General features: G+C 53.3%; 19 protein-coding genes. 11 read left to right on the plus strand and 8 right to left on the minus strand.

Going from position 1 to position 19304, the window contains the following annotated elements:
* Window positions 1–207: 207 nt before the first annotated feature.
* A complete protein-coding gene (locus CRO33_RS02625; protein ID WP_097116871.1) occupies window positions 208–939 on the minus strand; it encodes a class I SAM-dependent methyltransferase in 732 nt (243 codons plus the stop codon).
* A gap of 251 nt (window positions 940–1190) precedes the next feature.
* Between CRO33_RS02625 and CRO33_RS02630 the strand changes: the two genes are divergently transcribed.
* Window positions 1191–1838 carry a metallophosphoesterase gene (locus CRO33_RS02630; RefSeq protein ID WP_034828689.1) on the plus strand — a complete coding sequence of 216 codons (648 nt, stop codon included), beginning with the start codon at window positions 1191–1193 and terminating at the stop codon, window positions 1836–1838.
* Window positions 1839–1840: 2 nt separating this feature from the next.
* On the opposite strand, the gene rsmF is transcribed toward CRO33_RS02630, so the two are convergent.
* The 3 genes from rsmF to yebS all read right to left on the minus strand — a co-directional run bounded on the left by rsmF (window position 1841) and on the right by yebS (window position 7187).
* Complete coding sequence (gene rsmF / locus CRO33_RS02635) at window positions 1841–3265, minus strand: 16S rRNA (cytosine(1407)-C(5))-methyltransferase RsmF (protein ID WP_097116872.1); 1425 nt, start codon at window positions 3263–3265, stop codon at window positions 1841–1843.
* A 75-nt stretch (window positions 3266–3340) separates the two neighbouring features.
* On the minus strand, window positions 3341–5974 hold the full coding sequence (locus tag CRO33_RS02640; protein WP_097116873.1) for a PqiB family protein: 2634 nt from the start codon (window positions 5972–5974) through the stop codon (window positions 3341–3343).
* A complete protein-coding gene (yebS, locus tag CRO33_RS02645; protein WP_097116874.1) occupies window positions 5943–7187 on the minus strand; it encodes a membrane integrity lipid transport subunit YebS in 1245 nt (414 codons plus the stop codon). Before yebS ends, CRO33_RS02640 begins: the two co-directional genes overlap by 32 nt.
* Before the next feature lie 217 nt (window positions 7188–7404).
* On the opposite strand from yebS, the gene CRO33_RS02650 reads away from it, so the two are divergent.
* The 4 genes from CRO33_RS02650 (at window position 7405) to htpX (ending at window position 11841) form a co-directional block, all read left to right on the plus strand.
* Window positions 7405–7905 (plus strand): GAF domain-containing protein, encoded by a 501-nt coding sequence (locus CRO33_RS02650; RefSeq protein WP_038646557.1) that lies wholly within the window; start codon window positions 7405–7407, stop codon window positions 7903–7905.
* A gap of 96 nt (window positions 7906–8001) precedes the next feature.
* Window positions 8002–8682, plus strand: coding sequence for an RNA chaperone ProQ (proQ, locus tag CRO33_RS02655; RefSeq protein ID WP_034828699.1), 681 nt, complete (start codon window positions 8002–8004; stop codon window positions 8680–8682).
* Between the two features lie 19 nt (window positions 8683–8701).
* A complete protein-coding gene (gene prc / locus CRO33_RS02660) occupies window positions 8702–10741 on the plus strand; it encodes a carboxy terminal-processing peptidase (RefSeq protein WP_097116875.1) in 2040 nt (679 codons plus the stop codon).
* A gap of 218 nt (window positions 10742–10959) precedes the next feature.
* Complete coding sequence (gene htpX, locus CRO33_RS02665) at window positions 10960–11841, plus strand: protease HtpX (RefSeq protein WP_038646563.1); 882 nt, start codon at window positions 10960–10962, stop codon at window positions 11839–11841.
* Window positions 11842–11893: 52 nt separating this feature from the next.
* On the opposite strand, the gene CRO33_RS02670 is transcribed toward htpX, so the two are convergent.
* The gene (locus tag CRO33_RS02670) at window positions 11894–13276 is read right to left on the minus strand and encodes an MFS transporter (protein ID WP_097116876.1); all 1383 of its coding nucleotides are present in this window, start codon (window positions 13274–13276) and stop codon (window positions 11894–11896) included.
* A 193-nt stretch (window positions 13277–13469) separates the two neighbouring features.
* On the opposite strand from CRO33_RS02670, the gene kdgR reads away from it, so the two are divergent.
* Window positions 13470–14261 carry a DNA-binding transcriptional regulator KdgR gene (kdgR, locus tag CRO33_RS02675; RefSeq protein WP_034828705.1) on the plus strand — a complete coding sequence of 264 codons (792 nt, stop codon included), beginning with the start codon at window positions 13470–13472 and terminating at the stop codon, window positions 14259–14261.
* A 36-nt stretch (window positions 14262–14297) separates the two neighbouring features.
* On the opposite strand, the gene CRO33_RS02680 is transcribed toward kdgR, so the two are convergent.
* Window positions 14298–14534, minus strand: coding sequence for a YobH family protein (locus CRO33_RS02680; protein ID WP_034828706.1), 237 nt, complete (start codon window positions 14532–14534; stop codon window positions 14298–14300).
* A gap of 218 nt (window positions 14535–14752) precedes the next feature.
* Between CRO33_RS02680 and CRO33_RS02685 the strand changes: the two genes are divergently transcribed.
* The 5 genes from CRO33_RS02685 to rlmA all read left to right on the plus strand — a co-directional run bounded on the left by CRO33_RS02685 (window position 14753) and on the right by rlmA (window position 17898).
* Window positions 14753–15028, plus strand: coding sequence for a YebO family protein (locus tag CRO33_RS02685; protein WP_034828707.1), 276 nt, complete (start codon window positions 14753–14755; stop codon window positions 15026–15028).
* Window positions 15029–15046: 18 nt separating this feature from the next.
* Entirely contained in the window at window positions 15047–16057 is a 1011-nt protein-coding gene (locus CRO33_RS02690) for an MBL fold metallo-hydrolase (RefSeq protein WP_097116877.1), read from the plus strand.
* Between the two features lie 527 nt (window positions 16058–16584).
* The gene (locus CRO33_RS24360) at window positions 16585–16659 is read left to right on the plus strand and encodes a DUF2627 domain-containing protein (protein WP_128599124.1); all 75 of its coding nucleotides are present in this window, start codon (window positions 16585–16587) and stop codon (window positions 16657–16659) included.
* An 83-nt stretch (window positions 16660–16742) separates the two neighbouring features.
* Window positions 16743–16952 (plus strand): transcription antiterminator/RNA stability regulator CspE, encoded by a 210-nt coding sequence (gene cspE / locus CRO33_RS02700; RefSeq protein WP_034828712.1) that lies wholly within the window; start codon window positions 16743–16745, stop codon window positions 16950–16952.
* Window positions 16953–17091: 139 nt separating this feature from the next.
* A complete protein-coding gene (gene rlmA / locus CRO33_RS02705; RefSeq protein WP_097116878.1) occupies window positions 17092–17898 on the plus strand; it encodes a 23S rRNA (guanine(745)-N(1))-methyltransferase in 807 nt (268 codons plus the stop codon).
* Here the strand turns inward: rlmA and CRO33_RS02710 are convergent.
* Together CRO33_RS02710 and CRO33_RS02715 are read right to left on the minus strand one after the other, a co-directional pair.
* The gene (locus tag CRO33_RS02710) at window positions 17895–18353 is read right to left on the minus strand and encodes a DUF986 family protein (RefSeq protein ID WP_058960161.1); all 459 of its coding nucleotides are present in this window, start codon (window positions 18351–18353) and stop codon (window positions 17895–17897) included. The two genes, rlmA and CRO33_RS02710, sit on opposite strands and share 4 nt — an antisense overlap.
* Before the next feature lie 92 nt (window positions 18354–18445).
* Window positions 18446–19291, minus strand: a complete 846-nt coding sequence (locus CRO33_RS02715) for a PTS mannose transporter subunit IID (RefSeq protein WP_038646579.1) — start codon at window positions 19289–19291, stop codon at window positions 18446–18448.
* Between the last annotated feature and the right edge of the window lie 13 nt (window positions 19292–19304).

Raw genomic sequence — 19304 nt, forward strand, 5'->3', positions numbered from 1 at the left:
GAAAGCTTAAATAAACATCACTAATGTAAGCGAAGCGTAAAAAAGCAATGATGAGAATGATAGTTAATATCATTTAACTTGTTCGGAATTGTCTGAATTGATAAAGTGATCGCCGTCCCGCACAGAGCTAACGCCTTTAATGAGCGCCGGAGATAAGCGCCGGACGGGACTTTCATCAGGGCTGCAGGACGCAGCCGCTTTTGAAATTTATTGAGGTTTTCTGGCAGACAATAAAAACATCATCGGACGGTCGCGTTCTTCTTCTAAGCCCGGATTCTGCTTTACCTGCTCATCGGCAGGCCCCCATTCATCAAGATGCACAATCTCGAATCCGGCACCAATCAACGCATTAATCCAGCTGGCTAATTTACGATGCTGCTTCTTCACGCCATCGGCAAACCAATTGCTGATGCGCTCACCTTCCTGATGGTAATGGTTGATCGGCCAACTGCGCTGCTGTTGATCATCGACAATCCACTGCTGCTGAAGCGGAGCGGTATAAATAGGGTGTTCGCAGGAGAAGATCAGCATACCGCCAGGTTTTAATGCATCGAACAGGGTGGTGAATAACGGCTCGATGTGACTCAGGTAATGTAATGCCAGTGAGCTGTAGGCAAGATCATAGGTTTTATCGAGCTGCAGAGTGTCTAAATCCGCACGTTGATAGCGAATGTTCGGTGAAGAAGTCATGGCGGTCGCTTGCGCCAGCATCTTTTCTGAGACATCAATCCCCAGGACTTCACGGGCACCATGCTGCTGCGCGTAACGGCAAAACCAGCCGTATCCACAGCCTAAATCAACGACGCGCAAGTCCTTCAGATCGGGCAGCATCGCTCGCAATGCGGGCCACTCAGGTGCGCCATCCAATCCTTCCACCGAGCGGGGTAAAGTAGCATAACCGGCAAAGAAGGTGGGGTTATCGTAAATGTTCTGGCTCATGTTGGCTCCTTTATATGAATCGAAAGGAGTTTAGGTGTTTAGCGCGACAGGAAACAGCGATTAGCCCACAAACAGCAGATGCACCAAACGCGCCAGCGATTCAAGCAACAACAGGCTGCCGAGAAATATAAACACCAGTACACCGATAAATTGTTTACGGCTGCTCACGCTGCTCCCTCCCCTGGCTTCATCTCACCGGACTATACTTTATGCCGGGTTCACTAAACTTCCAGTCAACCGGGAAAGATTACATGTTTTACCAAACGGTGAGTGCCAAAACGTGGCGTAACATTTGGGTGGTGGGCGATTTGCATGGTTGCCGCGCTCAACTGGACTCGCAGCTCATTCTGCATGACTTCGACAAAGAGCGAGACCTGCTGCTGTCGGTAGGGGATTTGATCGATCGCGGTCCCGACAGCCCCGGCTGCTTACAGCTGTTGCAGGAGCCATGGTTTCGCTGTGTGCGCGGTAATCATGAACAGATGGCGTTGTCGGCGCTGGAAGGGCAAGACCCTATGCTGTGGATGATGAACGGCGGTGACTGGTTCTGGCAATTAAAAGGGGCGGATTTAATTGCGGCGCGCCATGCGCTGAAACGCTGTGCCGATCTGCCGCTGATTTTGCACCTGGAGTTAGCCGACCGCGTGGTGGTGATCGCCCATGCCGACTATCCAGCCAGCCATTATGAGTTGGGTCAGGACGTGGACTGGCATCAGGTGGTGTGGAGCCGCGATCGTCTCGGCCGCCATCATCGTGGCGCTTCCGCCAGTATTGACGGTGCGAGCGATTTCTATTTCGGCCACACGCCACTGGAACAGCCGCTCAATGTGGCGAACCAGCATTACATCGACACCGGCGCAGTGTTCGGTAATCGCTTAACGCTGGTTCAGCTTCAATAGAGTTAACGGAACAAACGCCCGTCGCGCACCAGGTCGCGTGGATAGCTGTTTTTGATGCGGTTACTGACTTTCTTGGCTAAACCCAATGGCTGCTGCTGATAGGTGACAATCACTTCATCGCGAGTTGGTGCGGTTTCAGGATGAATATCCTGGCCGCGATACCAGCTTTCTGCTTCCGTTTCCGTCAATTCGAAATCCAGTGCGCTGCCCGGTTTAGTCAGGGCAACCACCGCTTCATGTTGCCAGCGATAGCCTTTCGGGAAGGTCTCTGCCAGCTTCAGACCGATGCGGGAGAACCGCACTCTGCCGAGCCAGTTTTCCAGCGCAGCCGGGAACAGCCACAGTTCTTTATCACGCTGCCACAACGAATGCTGCTCATCCCACTCAATCCCCACCTTAGCAGCCGCCTGTTGCACTTCAGCAACCAGCTTGCGGCTGGCAGGCGAGAAGGGCAGTTTACCCACTTTATAGGTGGGCGCGGGCAGCGCCGGGATGCTGGCCGTTTTGCGCAGGCGTGCGACAAAGAAGCCTTCACTGTCGAAAATCTGTGGGAAGACATGCAGGAAGCCTTCCGGCGTCAATGCACGCTCGGCACCGTCAAACAGGTCGCGCAACGGCACGATTTCTACTGCATCGGGATAGCGCTGCTGCAGCCAGGCGATGACCTGCTGATTTTCAATCTGGTTCAGTGTACAGGTGGAATAAATTAACGTGCCGCCTGGCTGTAAGGCATGAAACGCACTGTCGAGCAGGTCACGCTGGGTTGCGGCAATCTCTTCAGTGCTGCCCAGTGTCCAGTTACGCAGGGCGTCGGCATCTTTACGCACCACACCTTCGCCGGAGCAGGGCGCATCCAGCAGGATGGCATCAAACTGCTCAGGTAGGGCGGCACCAAACACACGACCATCAAAGTGCGTCAACGCCACATTGCTGACGCCACAGCGGCTGATATTGGCATGCAACACTTTTACGCGGCTGGCTGAATATTCATTGGCGAGAATCGCGCCTTTGTTGCGCATCATCGCGGCCATTTGCGTGGTTTTGGAACCGGGTGCAGCGGCCACATCCATCACCTTGCGTACTTCTGGCGCGGCATCAAACAACGCGGTGACCGGCAGCATTGAGCTGGCTTCCTGAATGTAGAACAAACCGCTCAGGTGCTCGGCCACACTGCCCAGCGGCAATGTCTCATCTTCCCGCTCGATCCAGAATCCTTCAGCGCACCAGGGAACCGGCGTTAAGCGCCAGCCATAATGCGCGGTGCGTGCTAAAAACGCCTCCACACTGATTTTCAACGTATTGACGCGCAGGCTGCGGCGCAGCGGCTGCTGGCTAATCGCCAGGAAACGCTGCAGTTCATTTTCGTCAGCCAGGCTGGTGCGCATCAGCGCAAGGAAATCTTCAGGAAAGCGATCGGACACGGACATTTACCGGGGTATCAAATTTAGCGCGAAGTGTAACACGTGCAAATAAAACGGGCAGCCCGCAGGCTGCCCGATTGCTTAATTGGGATCCGGAATCGCCGTTCCCCAACTGCGCCACTCTTTCGGCGCTTCATCCTGCAACAGGAAGTGTTTATCTGCGCCCGCCTGTGGCGCCAGCGGCACCGTCGGCGGTGTAGCAAATTGAATGCCGCCACGAATGAACTGCTGGAAGGTACCGGTTTTCACGACCCCACCAATCAGACCGAAGTCGAGGTTATAGCCAGACGCCAGCCAGAACACGGAGTTATTACGCACCAGATGCTGATACTTCTTGCTGATGCGCAGCGCGATCTGTACGCGATCCGCCATGTTGCCCAGCGAGGTACCGGTTACCGTCCCCACTTCTACCCCACGGAACAGCACCGGGGTACCCAACGACAGCGAACCGGCTTCTGTAGCATCAACATAAATGTTGAGTCCGTTGAGGTAACGCGAATCGGTGATGGTACTCTCCTGCAACTCAAAGGTACGTGCCTGAGCCCCTTTGCCGGGATCGACATTGAGGTAAGGCTGCAGCAAGGTCTCCAGATGATTAACACCCGCTGGCGAAATTTCCGGTGAGACCACCGAGAAACGACTGCCGATACGCGCAAAGTCCTGCACATACTCGGGATAAAGCACCGCTTTCGCCACCACCTGATTATTGTCTTTACTCAATGCCAGTGATTCGACCTGGCCGACATTAATGCCGAGGTAACGAATCGGCATGCCCGCAGCCAGCTTGCTGGCATCAAAGGTATGCAAGGTGATCTGGCTGCCGACTGCACGCGCAGCCGTTTCAGAGGCATAGAGTACGCGTTTCACGCCTTTCGCCGCTTGCGCGCCAGTGAGGTTATCGAAACTGATCGCCCCTTTCAGCGCACGGTTGAGCGGCGAAGCCTGCACCGTTAAACCGCTGCCGTTAAGTTGCACTTTCGCACCACCTTCGGCCCAGAATACGCTCTCGCTGGTCAGCAATTTGCGGTATTGCGGCTCAATGTGGATGGAAATCTCAAAGGCATCGGCGCGCGGCACCACGTCCACCACTTCACCCACCTGGAATTTACGATACAGCACCACTGAACCGGCCTGCACATCTGGCAAGCTGTTGGCGGTCAGTTTCAGTGTGGTTGGCGGCTGGTCACCGATAATCCCTTCCTGCGCACGCTCAGCATCGGCATATAAAGGATAACGGGCGGAAGGATTGCCTTTCGCACCCGGCACCAGACGTATGCCGCCGTCTACCCATTCACGGGCACTGGCACCCAGCACCTGCATTCCATCGAGACCAAACTTCACGTCGAGACGACTATTCACAATGAATTTGCTGTCCGCGTGCACCAGATGGCGATATTCCGGATTGATGGCCACCGCAAAGCTAATGCCATTCTCATCCAGTTGACGCGAAATGACCTGCCCAATCTTCATGCCGTACAGCATCACCGGCTGACCGCCATCAATACCGTAGGTTTCCGGCGCGCTGAGTTTTACCGTCAGAACATCCGGTTTTTGCAGCAGGGTTTCGCTGGCAGGCAGCACGGTAAAGTGATCCTGCGCGGGACCTTCGCCCGGTACCAGTTCGAAGGTGTTACCGGTCAGCAAGCTGCTGAGATTGGTGTCGGTCAGGCTCAGTTTGGGCGCCCGCATTTCAATGCGGGTACCGCTGCGCATCAGGCTCGTCACCGAAGGATCCACGGTGAGTTCGCCGGTGACTTTGCCGCCCGGCAACAGATTAAGTTTGGTCAAGGTACCGACTTCCAGACCCTGGTACATCAGTGGCGTGCTATTCGCTTTGAGGTTATCGCCGCTCGGTAAATCCAGACTGATCTGCACGCCACGCTGGCTGCGCGCCAGATCGGGGTAGAGCTGATAGTTTTCGTCGCTGTTAGCCTGCTGACCTTCTTCCGGAGAATCAAAGGCAATCGCCCCATTCACCAGCGCGGCCAGGCTCTCCAGCTTCACTTTGGCACCGCTCAGACTGACGTCAGCGTCTACGCCGGACACGTTCCAGAAGCGGCTCTGCTTTTTCACCAGATTGACGAAACGACGCTCAATCAGTACGTCGACCGTGACGCCATCAGTATTACCGTTGATGCTGTAGTCATACACGCGTCCCACCGGGATTTTGCGGTAATAGACCAGCGAACCGGTATTCAGCGATCCCAAATCGGGGGAGTGCAGATGGATCAGCAATTCCCCGGTGTTAACGCGATATTTCGGTTGGGTATCCAGCGCGGTGAAGTGCTCACGGGGATTGCCGCCGCCCGGCATCATGCCGATATAGTTACCGCCCACCAGCGCATCCAGTCCAGAAACGCCCGCCAGAGAGGCTTTGGGCGTGACCAGCCAGAACTGCGTATTGTCCTTCAGAGCGTCACGCATATCGCTCTTGATACTGGCCTTGATCTGGATGCTGTGATAATCATCGCTCAGCACAATACCTTGCACCGTTCCCACTTCCACGCCCTGATAACGAATAGGCGTGCGGCCTGGCACAATGCCGTCCGCAGTCTGGAAGTTGATGGTAATTGTGGTACCGCGCTCCTGGTAATTGGTCCATAACAGCCAGCCAGCAATCAGCAGGGCAATAATGGGCAATAGCCAGAACGGCGAAAACTTGCGTTTGTTACGCAGGTTCGCGCTAGTCGGTGTAGTCGGCGTTTCCTGTTGCATGTGCATCCCAGATCAGGCGGCTATCAAGCCACTCTACAGCCATAATGGTCAGGATGACTGCCGCGCCAAAGTAGAAGGCGGCAGGTCCCATGGTAAAAGCCAGCAGTTGATCGCGATTCACCAATGACATGGTGACCGCAATCACGAACAGATCCAGCATCGACCAGCGTCCCACCCAGGTGATGGCACGCAGCAGTCGAATGCGGGTTTTTAAGCCCTGTTCACACTTAAAATGGATGCTGACCAGCAAAGTCAGCATCACTAACACTTTGGTAAACGGCACCAGGATACTGGCGATAAATACCACCGCCGCCACCGGGATGTTGCCGGAAGCCAGACCCAGAATGCCGGAGAAGATCGTATCTTCACGGCGTGCGCCATTAACGTAAACTACTGAAATCGGCAGCAGATTAGCGGGAATCAGTAGCACAATCGAAGCGATCAGTGCGGCCCAGGATTTCTGCAAACTGTGGCGACGACGGAAATCGAGCGGGGTGTGACAACGTGTACAACGTCCGCGATCGTCCGGCATGCCGGTTTGATGACAGTTCAGACACACCTGCCACTGTTCCGGAGGTGTGGTGGGCACAGCCTGCGGATAATAGTGCTCCCACAGCTCTTCCACGTTGAGATGAATCAGCGTCAGCAGGCTCAGCACCGTCAGCGCGATATAGGCCACCAGGCCATAGCCGACTTCCAGCGCGGCGTAATCCTGCACCTTTATAGAGGCGACCGCCACACCGACCAGATAGATATCCAGCATCACCCACTCTTTGAGCTTCTCCAGCATCAGCAACACCGGACGCAGGTTCATCCCGAGGGCGTTGCCAATCCATAAATAGCAGATGCCCGCGACTAAGGTTACCGGTGCACCAATGGTACAAAACGCCACCATCGAGGCCGTCAGCACGTTGCCCTGCTGCGCCATCTGGATCACGCCTTCAACCAGGCTGGCGTTGATGCGCATGCCGAGCAAGCGAATATCCACCAACGGGAGGCTGAAGGCGAAGGGCATCAACACGATCATGGTCACGGCCATTACGGTGAGTCGCGTCATTGACCAATCGCGGCCACTTTGAATTTTTGCATGACAGCGCGGGCAATGCGCCGACTGATGCGATTTCACATCCGGTAAGGAAAAAAGGGTATCGCATTGCGGACAACGCTGATAACGTGCGTGGGGCAACGTCTGGCTGATAGCGTGAATTTTCATAGGTGACGCAAGTGGCCCATCGTTCGTTACGTTTACCGGCATGCTGTTCAGAGCATTCTGACTGCAATAGGGAGTGGTACAAGAATAGTCTTAACCACCGACTGCTAAGGGTATAGTAACTAACACAATGATTCACCTGATGGGGCTGGATTATTAGTGCTTATTTTAACAACTGAGTGACAACAAGCTCACGACAGTGACGAGTTATGGTTAAACAATGAACAAAAAAGCCTTTTACGAGGATTTAAATCGCGATGTCCGTGCACTGTTAGCGGGCGAAACCTCTTTCCTGGCAGCACTGGGTAATTGCAGTGCGCTGCTGTTTGAACGCCTGGAAGGCGTGAACTGGGCAGGATTCTACTTGCTCACCGAGCCAAATACGCTGGTGCTGGGCCCGTTCCAGGGCAAAATTGCCTGCGTACGCATTCCGGTGGGCAAAGGGGTTTGTGGCACAGCGATTGCAGAGGATAAAGTACAGCTCGTTGAGGATGTGCATGCGTTCCCTGGTCATATCGCGTGTGATGCGGCCAGCAACGCTGAAATCGTGATTCCTCTGAAAGTGAATGGCACCGTTGTCGGTGTGCTAGACATTGATAGTACGGTTTATTCTCGCTTTGATAGTGAGGATGAAGCGGGGCTGGTGGCCCTTACCGACGGGCTTTGTGAAGTGCTGGCGGGCAGTGACATCGAAAAATTTATTCAACTGTCACGCAGCTAATCGACTGGATCACATAGCATTTGGCGATGTTGTCATTATAATGTCGCCTGTTCATGCCTGCTCTGGTCGGCAAACCCGTAGTAATCAGGAAATTTCATGGAAAATCAACCTAAGTTGAATAGCAGTAAAGAAGTGATCGCCTTTTTGGCGGAACGTTTTCCGCAATGTTTTAGCGCCGAAGGTGAAGCGCGTCCGCTTAAAATCGGTATCTTCCAGGATCTGGTTGAGCGCGTTCAGGGTGAAAACAGCCTGAGCAAGACGCAACTGCGTTCAGCCTTGCGCCTTTATACCTCAAGCTGGCGTTACCTGTACGGCATTAAAGCGGGTGCAATCCGTGTTGATCTTGATGGCAACGCCTGTGGCGTGCTGGACGAACAACACGTTGAACATGCGCGCAAGCAGCTGGAAGAAGCTAAAGCGCGCGTTCAGGCGCAGCGCGATCAGCAAAAAGCGAAGAAACGCGAAGCCGGTGAAGAGACCGCTGAACGTCGTCCTCGTAAACCTGCTCCTCGCAAAGCGGCTGAAGGCGAAGCACCTCGCAAGCCTCGTCCACAGGCACCGCGTGCCGCATCAGCAGAACGTCCTGCTGCACCGCGCCCACCGCGAGCTAAACCTGTCACTGATACCTCAACTTTGCAACCCGGCCAGAACATCAAAGTTAAAGCAGGCAAAAGTGCAATGGACGCCACCATTCTTGAAATCACCAAGGATGGCGTTCGGGTGCAGCTCGCTTCCGGCATGGCAATGATTGTGCGCGCAGAACACTTGCAGTTCTGAAACGGAGGCTGACCTCGGCATGAACAACATTTTAAAGATCGGTATGATCGCGGGCCTGCTGTTAGCAGGCCCCACCTTTGGCGCAGATAACATTACCCGCGCCGACCAGATTCCACAGTTACATGAAGACCCACAGCATCCTACCGTCAGTGAACGCGTCACTTCGCGTTTCACCCGTTCTCACTATCGCCAGTTCGATCTGAATCAGGATTTCTCTGCGAAAATTTTTGATCGCTACCTGAATCTGCTCGACTACAACCATAACGTGTTGTTGGCTTCAGACATCACGCAATACGCCGATAAGAAAACCACGTTGGGTGATGAACTGCGCAGCGGTAAGCTGGATGTGTTCTACGATCTCTACAATCTGGCGCAGAAACGCCGCTTCGAGCGCTATCAATATGCGCTAAGCGTGCTGAATCGCCCGATGAATTTCACCGGCAATGACACCATCGACATTGACCGTGCAAAATCACCCTGGCCGAAAAACAGCGATGAGCTGAACGCGCTGTGGGATGCCAAAGTTAAATATGATGAGCTGAGCCTGAAACTGGCCGGTAAAGATGACAAAGAGATTCGTGAAACGCTGACTAAGCGTTACAACTTTGCCATTCGTCGCCTGGCGCAGAGCAACAGTGAAGATGTGTTCCAGCTGGCGATGACCGCCTTTGCGCACGAAATCGACCCGCACACCAACTATCTTTCACCGCGTAACACCGAACAGTTCAACACCGAGATGAGCCTGTCGCTGGAAGGTATCGGTGCCGTGCTGCAGATGGACGATGATTACACGGTCATCAACTCCATGGTGGCTGGCGGACCGGCCGCGAAAAGCAAATCCATCAGCGTGGGCGACCGTATTGTCGGTGTTGCTCAGCCAGGCAAGCCAATGGAAGATGTGATTGGCTGGCGTCTGGATGATGTGGTGTCCAAAATCAAAGGACCGAAAGGCAGCAAAGTGCGCCTGGAAATCCTGCCTGCTGGCAAGGGCACCAAAACCCGCACCGTGACACTGACGCGTGAAAAGATCCGTCTTGAAGATCGCGCTGTGAAAGGCACCGTACATAACGTCGGTAAAGAGAAAGTCGGCGTACTGGATATTCCAGGCTTCTACGTTGGCCTGACTGACGATGTGAAAGTGCAGCTGCAAAAACTGCAGAAGCAGAACGTCGACAGCATCGTGATTGATTTGCGTACCAACGGCGGCGGTGCGCTCACCGAAGCCGTATCACTGTCGGGTCTGTTTATCCCAAGTGGCCCAGTGGTGCAGGTCCGTGACAACAACGGTCGCGTGCGCCAGGACAGCGATAACGACGGTATCGTTTATTACAAAGGTCCGCTGGTGGTGCTGGTCGATCGTTTCAGTGCCTCGGCTTCTGAGATCTTCGCCGCTGCGATGCAGGATTACGGTCGCGCACTGATCGTCGGTGAACCAACCTTTGGTAAGGGCACCGTACAGCAGTACCGTTCACTGAACCGCATCTACGATCAGATGCTGCGTCCGGAATGGCCGGCGCTGGGCTCAGTGCAATACACCATCCAGAAGTTCTATCGCATTAACGGTGGCAGTACTCAGCGTAAAGGCGTCACGCCGGACCTGCTGATGCCAACTGGCGTAGAAGCGGCGGAAACCGGTGAGAAGTTCGAGGACAACGCGCTGCCATGGGATAGCGTGAATGCCGCGACTTACACCAAAACCGGTGATATCACCGCGCTGGTACCGCAGCTGACCAAAGAGCACGCCGATCGTATCGCTAAAGATCGCGAGTTCCAGTACATCATGAAAGATATTGCGCGCTTTGACGCGATGAAAGATAAACGCAATATTGTGTCGCTCAATCTTGCTCAACGTGAGAAAGAGAACCACGAAGATGATGCACTGCGTCTGGAACGCATTAACGCGCGCTACCAGGCGGAAGGCAAAGCCCCGCTGAAGAGCATTGAAGATTTGCCGAAAGACTACAAAGAGCCAGACCCGTATCTGGACGAAACCGTGAAAATTGCCAACGACATGGCACAGCTGGAGAAAACCCAGCCTGCTGCCGAAGGCGCGAAATAAATTTTCGCTGAATAAAAGCACCGCTCCGGCGGTGTTTTTTTTTGCACCAAAGGTATTGTTCATTGTGGCTAATGGGCAGAATTGCGCACATCATTACCAAATGTAAAGTTATGTCTTTTTAGACACTTAAAGATTAAGGTTGCTTGAAAACCTGCGCAATGGACATAGGATGTATATCCGCGCATGAGCGCGAGCACAACTGAGGAAGATTAACGTTTATGATGCGTATTGCGCTTTTCCTGGTCACCAACCTGGCGGTGATGTTGGTATTCGGACTGATTCTGAGTCTGACAGGAATTCAGTCAAGCAGTGTTCAGGGTCTGATGATTATGGCAGGTCTGTTTGGCTTTGGCGGTGCGTTTGTTTCACTGCTGATGTCTAAATGGATGGCGTTGCGCTCCGTCGGCGGTGAAGTGATTCAACAACCCCGTAACGAGACAGAACGCTGGCTGATGGATACCGTCAGTCGCCAGGCTCAACAGTCCGGCATTGCGATGCCGCAAGTGGCGATCTATCACGCGCCAGATATTAACGCCTTTGCTACCGGTGCGCGTCGTGACGCCTCACTGGTTGCGGTCTCGACCGGCTTGCTGCAGAACATGAGCCGTGATGAAGCGGAAGCGGTGCTGGCGCACGAAATCGCCCACATCGCTAATGGTGACATGATCACCATGACGCTGATTCAGGGTGTGGTGAACACCTTCGTGATCTTCATTTCGCGTATTATCGCGCAGGTAGCATCGGGCTTCCTGTCGGGTAACCGTGACGGTGAAGAGAGCAGCAACGGTAACCCGCTGGTCTATTTTGCGGTCGCGACCGTGCTGGAACTGGTGTTCGGCATTCTCGCCAGCATCATCACCATGTGGTTCTCACGTCACCGTGAATTCCACGCGGATGCAGGTTCAGCCAAACTGGTGGGCCGCGAGAAGATGATTGCCGCTCTGCAGCGTTTGAAAACCAGCTACGAGCCGCAGGAGCCAAGCAGCATGATGGCATTCTGCATTAACGGCAAAAGCAAATCGTTGAGCGAATTGTTTATGTCGCATCCGCCGCTCGATAAGCGTATCGAAGCGCTGCGTAACGGTGACTATCTGAAATAATGGTTTGGCTGTTGCAATAAACAAAGGTGCCCAATTGGGCACCTTTGTTGTTTTATGACTTCACCGTCTGACTCGATTGCGTCATCCGAGACATACTGACGACGGCTGCCACCGTGGCGAAGCTACCCGCCAGAACCAGTGATGCATGTGTTCCGCTGTCGTTAAACAGATTGAACATCAATGCAACCAGTGCTGCACCGCTGCTCTGACCGACCAAACGCGCCGTCCCTAACATACCGCTGGCGCCACCGCTGCGATGGCGCGGGGCAGAGGAGATAATTGTGTGATTATTTGGAGACTGGAACAGGCCAAAGCCCGCACCGCAAAGCATCATTCGCCAGATAATATCAATATCGGTGGGTTGTGAAGGCAGCAGTGCCAGTAAGAACAGACCCGCCGCAAACATTGCCAGCCCCAGGCCACCCAATAATCCCGCATGGACCTTCTCAATCAACCGGCCAGCAATGGGGGCCAGCACCATGGTGGCCAGCGGCCAGGGTGTGAGCAGCAACCCGGTTGCCACTTCATCCCGTCCCAGCACGTTTTGCAGGAAGAATGGCAGCGAAACCATAGCCAGCATCTGCGCACAGAACGAGCAAATCGAAGTGCACATTGATAACGAAAAAATGGGGATGCGCAGCAAATCCACCGGCAGTAGCGGCACTGGCATTGCCAACTGGCGACGAACAAACACCACGCCCACCAACAACAGTGCGACGACTTCCGCCAGAATGAGCCAGTGATCCTGCCCCTGTGAGAACCCGCTGAGGGCCGATATGAGCAGGCCAAAGAACAGGGCGTTCATGATGGCACTGGGAACATCGAATTTCTGCTGTTTAGCTTTCTGCGTGTTATCTGGCAGAAAACGCAGCGCCAGCCACAGTGCCACAATGCCCAGCGGCACGTTGATCAGGAATAACCATTTCCAGTTGGCGATGGAGAGAATCGCGGCTGCCACCGTTGGGCCCGCAGCGCTCGACACTGCGACGATCAGTGAGTTAATCGCCATACCGCGGCCGAGAAAACGCTGCGGATAGATAATACGAATCAGCGCTGTGTTCACACTCATCAGTGCCGCGCCGCCAAAACCCTGCAGGATACGCGCCACGGTAAGCATATTGAGTGAAGAGGAGAGGGCGCAGAACAGTGAAGTGGCGATAAACAACGCCAGCCCTACCTGATAAACACGGCGATAACCCAGCATATCGCCCAGAAAGGAGAGCGACAGTAACGAGATAACAATGGCGATTTGGTAGGCGTTAACAATCCAGATTGATTCCGCCGGACTGGCATTCAGTTCGCGTGCAATGGTGGGTAACGCAACGTTAGCAATGGCGCCATCCAGCACTGCCATCATGATGCCTAACGCAATAGTGATAATCGCGCCGTACCGCTGCGGAACAGGTAATCCATCCTGAGAGACTGTAGGGGACATAAATGAAATAAATGAAGGAAGTGAATATCATCATGCTAATCAATTTTGTGACGGAAAGCACCGCATTCATTGACAAAAAATTACGAAGGAATGTGTCGCAGATTGCCAGTCGTTGCCGCCGTTGGGCTGAAACGCATATACTGGCGCTTCTGTTCCGTTTTTTTTGAAACACCGTCAAAAAAGGATACGCGCAATGGCGAGCAGTGATAACGATAAACAGCCAGACTCCGTCTCTTCGGTAATGAAAGTGTTCGGCATTTTGCAGGCGTTAGGCGAAGATCGTGATCATGGTATCACCGAGCTGTCGCAACGCGTGATGATGTCAAAAAGCACGGTTTACCGCTTTCTGCAAACCATGAAATCATTGGGTTACGTCGCGCAGGAAGGGGAAAGTGAAAAATATTCGCTGACGCTAAAGCTGTTTGAATTGGGTGCCAGGGCACTACAAAACGTCGACCTGATTCGTAGTGCCGATGTCGAAATGCGAGAACTGTCGCGTTTGACCAAAGAAACCATCCACCTGGGTGCGCTGGAAGAAGACAGCATTGTCTATATCCATAAAATTGATTCGCTGTATAACCTGCGCATGTACTCGCGCATCGGGCGTCGTAACCCGCTGCATACCACCGCCATCGGTAAAGTGTTACTGGCATGGCGCGATCGCACTGAAGTTCAGGCAATCCTGAGCGAAGTCGAGTTTCGTCGCAGTACCGCCAACACCATCGTCAGTGCTGAAGCGCTGCTTGAAGTATTAGATCAGGTAAAAGTGCAGGGTTTCGGTGAAGATAATGAAGAGCAGGAAGAGGGCTTACGCTGTATCGCTGTGCCGGTTTTCGACCGCTTCGGCGTGGTGATCGCGGGATTGAGCATCTCGTTCCCGACAATCCGATTCTCTGAAGAAGCAAAAAACGAGTATGTGGCGATGCTGCATCGTGCCGCGCGCAATATTTCCGACCAGTTGGGTTACCACGACTACCCATTCTGAATAGCAGAACGGGCTGTCGCCAGCCCGTTTGAGTCACTAATTATCTACCACTTCGCCACTTTTCTTCAGCAGTGGACAATCGGTGACACCCACAATACCGCTGTCGGTATGCAGATATTGCGCGGTGATCATGCCGCGTGCAGTGAGATAGCTACACTGTAAGCCCAGTCCAGCGGCGTTTTTGTTGCTTCCGGTCAGTACGCCATAGCCGGTAAACAGCATCCCTAACCATACCACTGCCACCACGATTATCGCCCGAATGAATAGTTTCATTTTATCTCCTTGTGATACACAACGCAGCTATCCTGAAGTCGCTGCGATTTCTATAGTAGCAGCATGACGCGTCCTGCTCATGAAATCGATCAGAGATAACTGAAAGCCATCAAGATGCGGGATAATCTGCTTTCCACCGGCAACCATTATCTTTTCCGCACACAACGAGTAGAATCAGCGGCGGTGTAAGTGTTTTATGTTTGACAATAGAGGCAGTTATGAACGAGTTAGCCGCAAATACCAGTCCGCTGTTCAGTTATGGTGTACTGGCCATCATTATTGTTGTGGCCTTGATAGCCTGGTTCTTCGTTAACCGGGCCAGCATGCGCGCCAGTGAACAGATTCGTTTGCTGGAAGCTCTGCTGGAAGAGCAGAAAAAACAGAATGCATTGTTGCGCCGCCTGGCGGATGCTCAACCTGCCACAGCAAAACAGCAGGAGGAAGAAGACGCCGTAGAACAGCGCGACTTCATCCGTATGATTCCAGAACGTTAAACACATGATGGAGCAGTAATGGCCTGGCAAAATCCCTGGTACGACGCAACGCTGGCGCATCACACGCCAGAAGGTTTCCGCAATCCGGAACCGGAATTGCGCCAGCCAGGGGATTTGCAGCGCTGGCGGCGGGAGCGCAAAGCGGACCATTTGCCGCTGCCGCCTCAGGCCGGTTATCCGGCATTCATTGCCCGCTGGTATCAGGAAAGCGATCTGGGCGGTGATGACGATCGCGTCTGGTGGTTAGGTCATGCCGCCGTGTTGATGCGGCTCAATCGCCGCTATATTCTCATCGATCCGGCACTCTCTGCGCGTGCTTCACCGCTGCCGTTTGCTGGACCACAGCGTAAAACGCCCGCTCCGCTCCATATTGCACAGTTGCCACATCTCGACGTGGTACTGATTTCGCACAATCACTACGACCATCTCGATCGACCTACGGTAAAGCGCATCGCACGTCGTTTCCCGGATGCGCAATTTGTTGTGCCGCTGGGTATGGGAACCTGGTGTCGCAAACGTGGCGTGCGTCATGTCACCGAACGCGACTGGTGGCAATCCATTGATATCGCAGGAGTGACGCTGACTGCCGTACCCGCGCGGCACTGGAGCATGCGAACTTTCTGGGATCGTAATCGCTCACTGTGGTGTGGCTGGGTGGTGCGAAACCAGAGTGTGAATTTTTGGTTTTCAGGTGACAGTGGCTATAGCGAAAACCTGTTAGAAATTGCTGAACGTCTCGGGCCCTTTAATCTTGCCGCGTTGCCCATTGGCGCTTATGCACCAAAATGGTTCATGCGCGGTCAACATATGGACCCCGATCAGGCGGTGCGTTTATGGCAGGCGATAGGGCGTCCGTTAACGCTGCCGATCCACTGGGGTGTGTTTGAACTGGCGGATGATCCTTTAGATGAACCTCCTGCCGCTTTGGCGCAAGCAATGCAATCCGCGGGAGAAGGGGACTCACGCTTTATGCCATGGAGAATAGGCACCAGCCGAAGCTTGCAGAATAGTGATTCAGATGTGTCCTAAGCCCGATTTGTTAAATCAAGCGTCGCAGTGCGTTTTTTTAACATTTAATTGTAGAGTCGTTAGTTAAAAATAAGATAACCGCCAAAACGAGCGTGCATATATTTGGGGCAAGAGCGCTTAAATTTTCCTGATTTTGGTGCAAAACAATTAATGACTTGTACTTAATAAATCGGATTGTACAACTTTTGCTCAGCGCACGAATGTTGCATTCCACGTTAATTTTTTGGCGAAATATTTTATCAATGCCATATTAATGCAATACTTTTTGCGTAGCCTTGACCGCTTTAATTGTGCTGGTTTAGATTGCGTCGCTACGCTTGACTAATGTAAGTACTGGCGCTAACTACTCTGACAAATAATATTTTTTTGTGCAGTTATTCCGTCATCTGTCAATATGCTAATGGCAGAAGAGTGCAGAGCAACGGCCAATTATGTGCGTCATGTCGATCACCGTTTAAAAATGGCTTGCCATTAATTTGCGGATATGTGATAACGACTCTTGGGTCAAACGAGGTACAGTTCTGTTTATGTATGGCATCTTCAGTAAAGAAGTTACGAGTAAAGACGTTGACGTTGAATTCCGCTTCCTTGCCGAACCTTAAATTAGTGCCTCATTCAGTAACGTCTCTGGTTTATCTGTAAGACTGCCTTCGGGCAATATAAACAATCAAAGGAATTTGCAAAAATGGCAAAGATTAAAGGTCAGGTTAAGTGGTTCAACGAGTCTAAAGGTTTTGGTTTCATTACTCCTGCTGACGGCAGCAAAGACGTGTTCGTACACTTCTCTGCAATCCAGGGTAACGGCTTCAAAACTCTGGCTGAAGGCCAGGCTGTTGAGTTCGAAATTCAGGACGGCCAGAAAGGTCCAGCTGCAGTAAACGTTACTGCTATCTGATTTCGTTCTCAGACTCGGTGCCATGCGCCGCTGACACGAATTGTAAAGCCCTGGTCTCTGACCGGGGCTTTTCTTTTATCCTTTCTGTTGCCAGACAATCAGGGTAAACTGCGCGCGAATCGTGAACCCGGAGTTGTCTATGTCTTTGATTTGCCCCCTTTGCCAGCAACATTTGCACCAGCAAGCCAACAGCTTCCGCTGCGATGCAGGTCACCAATTCGATCAGGCTAAAGAAGGGTACGTTAATTTGTTGCCGGTGCAGCATAAAGGCTCAAAGGAACCGGGTGACAGTGCGGAAATGCTGCTGGCACGTCGCGCATTTCTTGATGCCGGCCACTATCAGCCATTACGCGATGCAGTGGCGCAACATCTGGCACAGCGCCTGAATGGCCAGGCGGCACAGGTATTGGATATTGGCTGTGGCGAGGGTTACTACACCGCAGCAATGGCAGAAGCCCTTCCGCAGGCGCAGTTGTTTGGCCTGGATGTGGCGAAAGCGGCGATTCGCATGGCGGCTAAACGTTATCGCACGGTGAAATTTTGTGTCGCCTCCAGCCAGCGTTTACCCTTTGCTGATGCATCGCTGGAGGGCATTGTGCGCATCTATGCTCCCTGTAATGAAACCGAACTGAACCGGGTGGTGAAAACGGGCGGCTATCTGCTGACGGTGACGCCGGGTCCACATCATCTTCAGCAGTTCAAAGCGTTGATTTATCGTGAAGTGCAGCTGCACGCGGCAGAAGAAAAGGCTTACGAAGGTTTTAGCCAGGTCGGGCAACACAATCTGCGTTATGAGATGACGTTAAATGGGGCCGAAGCAGTGAGCTTGCTGCAGATGACGCCTTTTGCCTGGCGCGCGCGCGAAGAAGTCTGGCAACAGCTGGTGGCAGCCGATAGCTTTAGCTGCGCTGCCGACTTCATGCTGACGCTATGGCAGCGCACTTAACGCGCTTCCACCAGCGTATTGTAGATACGTTCCAGGTCGTCGAGCTGTTGCACGGCAATCAGCAGGCGACGCTGTTCCAGTTGCATGACTAAAATGCCATCCTCAGACAAGTTCATACTTTGAATACGACGATAGTCGATCCACACGCTGCCGAAGAACAGTCCCTCTGTCTTCATCAACAGTTTCGGCGTGCGTAGCCAGAACAGCCAGATTGCCATAAAGCACAGCACCATCAGCAGCGTGGTGGTGAGCTGCGGGCCATGGTTGCTGACGTTATTCCACAGTAAAATCAGCAGCAACACGATAAAAATGCCGCTGTCGATCTTATGGCGACGACGCAGCGCGACACGCAATTTGGTCGGCCCCTTGCGCCGCGGCAGGATAGCGTCATCGTAAATTGCGAACAGGGCGAAAGCGATGATCAGCAGGGCAATCAGAGCGTCAGTCAGTGACATTACATTTTCTTCCTCAACCGAATTTACCTCAACGTTGGCGCTCAGGTAACTTCGCTGAAAACTGCCGGAAGCCGAGGCCCCCGGCGAGATGATTACAGACCGAGCAGGCCGATCCAGTAACCAAAGATACCCAGGGCAAAGAAGCCCACGATAATCCACAGTGCGTTAACTTTACGGCGCAGCAGCCACATACAGCCGAAGGTCAGCAGCAGCGGGATTAAGCCCGGCATCAGCTGATCGAGGATCGATTGAACGGTGGTCACGGTGGTTTTGCCGGTGTGATCGGTAATGCGGGACACCACAAGCGGCACGTTCACGTGTGTCCACTTGTTGACCAGCGCCCCCATGACAAACAGGCCGAGAATCGACGCCCCCTCCGTGAGCTTTTGCAGGAAGCCGCCACCCATATCGCTGACGATATCCACGCCTTTGCGATAACCATACGCCACACCGTAATAACGCGTCAGCATACGCACGGCGTTAAACAGAATGAAGAACAGCAGGGGACCGAGCAAGCTGCCGCTCATCGCGATACCGGCACCGAGTGCAGCAAACACCGGGCGAACGGTACCCCAGAAGATCGGGTCACCCACCCCCGCCAGCGGTCCCATCAGGCCGACTTTAATGCCGTTAATCGCGGCATCATCAATCGCCGCGCCGTTAGCACGCTGCTCTTCCATCGCCATGGTAACGCCGAGCACAGGGGCTGCTACGTATGGATGGGTGTTAAAGAACTCCAGATGGCGTTTAATCGCCTGTTTACGATCGTCATTGTTCTCAGGATAGAGGCGACGAATCACCGGCACCATTGAGAAGCAGAAGCCCAGCGCCTGCATACGTTCAAAGTTCCATGAACCCTGAAACAGGTTAGAGCGGATGAACACACCACGGACATCGCTCGGGGTGAGTTTCTTTTGCGTGTTAGTTGTATCAACCATGATTTCACCTGTT

Source organism: Pantoea sp. GL120224-02, from assembly GCF_900215395.1.
In the GTDB taxonomy this organism is placed as follows: Bacteria; Pseudomonadota; Gammaproteobacteria; order Enterobacterales; family Enterobacteriaceae; genus Pantoea; species Pantoea communis.